A 1,367-nucleotide genomic window follows, 5' to 3' on the forward strand; every position below is an offset into this window, starting at 1 on the left:
GGCCTGCCGGTGCTCGCGGCGATGCGGCCCCAGCCCGGTATCGAGACCTCCCTCGAACGGGGCGGGCTGCGCGTGGGCGCCCGGTCGCCGCTCGCCCGCGCCGCGCGCGAGGTGCTGAGCGTGCTCGGTCAGCATCCCCAACTCGGGCCGGCCGCCGAGGCCGTCGCATGAGTTCTCCACTGATCGACCGGGTCCGCGAACGGCTGGCTGCACAGTCCTCCCCGTTGCGGCCCAGTGTGGTGGCCGCGGCCATCCGCGCGGAGTCCGGCGGTGTGCTCGGCGACGCCGAGGTGCTGACCAGCCTGCGTCACCTCCAGACCGAACTGGTCGGGGCGGGCCTGCTGGACCCGCTCTTGTCCGCCCCGGGAGTCACCGACGTGCTCGTCACCGCACCCGACGCGGTGTGGGTGGACGACGGCAGCGGTTTGCGACGGACGTCGGTCTGCTTCGCTGACGACGCGGCGGTCCGGCGGCTGGCTCAACGTCTGGCGCTAGCAGCCGGACGCAGGCTCGACGAAGCCCAGCCCTGGGTCGACGGGAACCTCAACGGCCTGAGCGCCGCGCAGTCCGGTGCCGCGCTCAACGTCCGGTTGCACGCCGTGCTGCCGCCGGTGGCCGCCGGGGGGACCTGCCTGTCGCTACGCGTCCTGCGACCGGCCAACCAGCGACTGGATGCGCTGATCGCGGCCGGCACCATCGCGCCGGAGGCAGCCGAACTGCTGCACGGGGTCCTCGGTGCGCGACTGGCCTTCGTGGTCTCCGGCGGCACGGGGGCGGGCAAGACGACCCTGCTGGCCGCGCTGCTGGCCGCGGTGCCCGCCGGGGAGCGCATCATCTGCGTCGAGGACGCGTCCGAACTCGCCCCGGCACACCCGCACCTGGTCAAGCTGGTCGCGCGCTGCGCCAACGTCGAGGGCGCGGGCGAGGTGACCGTGCGTGACCTCGTCCGCCAGGCGTTGCGGATGCGGCCGGACCGCATCGTGATCGGTGAGGTGCGCGGTGCCGAGGTGGTCGATCTGCTGACCGCGCTGAACACCGGCCACGACGGCGGCGCCGGGACGGTGCACGCGAACAACCCCGCCGAGGTGCCGGCCCGGTTCGAAGCGCTCGCGGCGCTCGGCGGACTGGACCGGGCCGCGTTGCACAGCCAGGTGGCCGCAGCGATCCACGTGGTGCTGCACGTCGCACGCGACCGGACCGGCCGCCGCCGCCTCACCGAGATCGGCGTGCTGCAACGCCGAGACGACGGCATCGTCCGGGTGGTCACCGGCTGGCACTGCGAGACCGGCTTCGGCCCGGCAGCGGCCGCGTTGGCCGACCTGGTGCGCGACAGGACCGGACCGTGACCGCGGCGGCGCTCGCGCTGG

General features: G+C 74.6%; 1 protein-coding gene and 1 pseudogene. Both read left to right on the top strand.

What is annotated here, in order from left to right:
* A pseudogene (locus tag MVA01S_RS32235) lies at window positions 1-171 on the top strand (septum site-determining protein Ssd); the annotation flags it as partial.
* Complete coding sequence (locus MVA01S_RS29530) at window positions 168-1,346, top strand: TadA family conjugal transfer-associated ATPase (protein ID WP_040542057.1); 1,179 nt, start codon at window positions 168-170, stop codon at window positions 1,344-1,346. The pseudogene MVA01S_RS32235 and the gene MVA01S_RS29530, both read left to right, overlap by 4 nt.
* The last annotated feature ends 21 nt before the right edge of the window (window positions 1,347-1,367 follow it).

This window comes from Mycolicibacterium vaccae NBRC 14118 = CIP 105934, assembly GCF_001552715.1.
Lineage (GTDB): Bacteria > Actinomycetota > Actinomycetes > Mycobacteriales > Mycobacteriaceae > Mycobacterium > Mycobacterium vaccae.